Annotated in this window: 1 protein-coding gene; it reads right to left on the bottom strand. The window is 67.8% G+C overall.

Translation table 11 applies throughout. The features are described 5' to 3' along the window. Positions 1-215: 215 nt before the first annotated feature. Positions 216-2,294, bottom strand: a 2,079-nt coding sequence (locus ACM6UT_RS23195) for a polysaccharide deacetylase family protein (protein WP_416799600.1), incomplete at its 5' end; no start/stop codon positions are given.

Genomic DNA, 2,294 nt, shown 5'->3' with positions numbered 1-2,294 from the left:
GATCACCTGGAGGTTCCGATAGTCCGAGACCAGGACCGAGGCCAGGGTTCCGACGATGGTTTCCTCTTCGCAGTAGGCCGGAACCAGCACCGTGACCGGCGGTGTGTAGTCCGGGTCCCGCAATGGGTGGCGGCGGCGAAGATGCGAGGCCACGGTGACGAATAGCACGCGGGCGATGCCGGCAACGACGGATACCCAGAAGAGCAGTTTGATCGTCAGAGACAGATAGCGAGGGTCGTGAAGGAAACCGCGTCGAAGGTGGTTGCCGGGCCCTCGTCCGGCGGCATGACCTTGTCGGCGGGCAGGCCGAGCATGTCGGCCAGCGTCACGAAACGGTAGCCTTCGGTCCGCAGCGTATCGACGAGGAGAGCCGTCGCCTCGACGGTCGACGTGCGATCGCCGCCGCCGTCGTGCAGCACGATGACGTTGCCGATGCCCGCCTTCAGCTCCCGCAGCACCGACGCGACGATCTCGTCGGCGGAGATCTGCCGCCAGTCCGGAGGGACGATGTCGGCGCCGGCGACGATGTAGCCTTGCTGGTCCAGGAGGCGCATCGGCTCGGCTTCGGCGCCCGTCAACGGTCCCTCGCTGCGACCGTAGGGCGAGCGGAAGAGCAGCGTCTGGTGCCCGGTCAGGCTGGCGATCAGCCGTTCGGTGGCGTTGAGCTCCATGCGTGCGCGCCAGCCGGAGGCGTTCTCGAGCGCCGGGTGGCTGAAGGTATGGACGCCGATCTCGTGACCATCGTCGACAATCCGGCGGATGATGTCCGGATTGTCGAGCGCCTGCTTGCCGATGACGAAGAAGGTGGCGGGTGCATTCCGTGCCGCGAGTTCGTCGAGGACGGCATTGGTGTAGACGCGGTCCGGGCCGTCGTCGAAGGTGAGCGCCACCATTCCGGGCTGGCCGGTGCCGTAGCGCAGCACGGTGAACGGTTCCGCTGCGCGCGCGTAGTCCTCGGTGATGACGAGGCCGGTCGAGGGATCGAGGACGACATTGCGGATACCTGTCTCCGGCGCGCGCACCAGCTTGTGGAAGGCGCCCTTGCCGTCATAGCCGACGTAATCGCCGATCGCGACTTCCTTCAGCAGCGACTGTACCGACTGACCTGCCGTGCGGCGATCGAGCAGGCGCCAGATGGCCGGGTCTGCGTCGGTCGACGGCCAGACGGCGACGGCCGGCATCGTTCCGGTGTGCGAAAGCGCGACCAGCTGGTTGTGGAAGGAGACCGCGTCCAGCATCCAGATGCGGTGGCGGTTTCCGGCGTCGTCGACGAACCGCGTCGTCGGGTTGAGCGACACCGGATCGAGCCGGATGCTGCCGCCGTAGAGACCAGAGAGACGGGCGCCCTCAGGAAAGGCGACCGGCCGCGGCTCGCCGGTATTGCTGACCCAGTCGTAGCCGCCTGTGCCGAACGCGACGATCAGCTTGTCGGCTGGTACCGCCGCGACCACTGAGGAAAGCGCGGCCGTCAGCCAGGCCTGGGGTGCAAGCGGCGTCGGCCGCGGACTGTCGCCGGGGTCCTGGAAGGCAAGAACCACATAGCGGTCGACCGCGGCGGCGAGTGCTGGCTCGCTCCAGGGCGCTTCCGAGATCGGGGTGACGATGCAGGTTCGCCGGCCCGCGGGGGCGAAGGATTGCTTCAGCGACGCGACCAGTCGCGCCAGATCGCGATAGGAGGTTTCCGGCACCGCCGCGGCATCGAGGCAGATGCCGTCATAGCTTCGCGCCTGGACTTCTCGCGCCAGTGCCTCGGCAATCCGCGTCGAGGTCTCGGGCGAGGCGAGGGCGGCGGCGGTCTTTCCCGGATCGTTGTCGGCGGAGAGTTCCACGACCGGCAGCAGGGTGAGCGCCGGGCGCCGGCGTGCCACGACCTCGGCGATGCGCTGCTGGTGGGGGGCGGAAAAGCCCAAGGGGACGAGATCGCCCTGCGGAAGATCGACCCGGTACCATTCCGGCATCAGGCCGTCCATTGCAGGCAGGTCCTTCTGCAGCGAACGGTCGCTCCACTCGGGCCAGTAGGGAAGATGGCCGAAGACCTTCGGCGGGATCGTCCGCGCCGCGGGAGAGGAGGGCGTGGCCGCAGCCGGCGCGGGCGGCCGGGGTACCGACATGTCGATGGATTGCGGGGCACCGACGCCATCGCGCAGGACGCCCGGCGAGGGAAGCTTTCCAAGAAGATAGAGGCTGACGCCGAAGGCGCCGAACCAGAGGACGAAGAAGGCAAGCACGAGTGCGGCGCCGACCTTGACGATCGTTCCGCGTTTTGACCCAGGAGCGTAAAAAATGGGCGCGTC

This window comes from Ciceribacter azotifigens, assembly GCF_048159625.1.
Classification (GTDB): domain Bacteria; phylum Pseudomonadota; class Alphaproteobacteria; order Rhizobiales; family Rhizobiaceae; genus Allorhizobium; species Allorhizobium azotifigens.
Note: the sequence above shows the minus strand (reverse complement) of the source record. Positions and strands in the feature narration are given on the sequence as shown.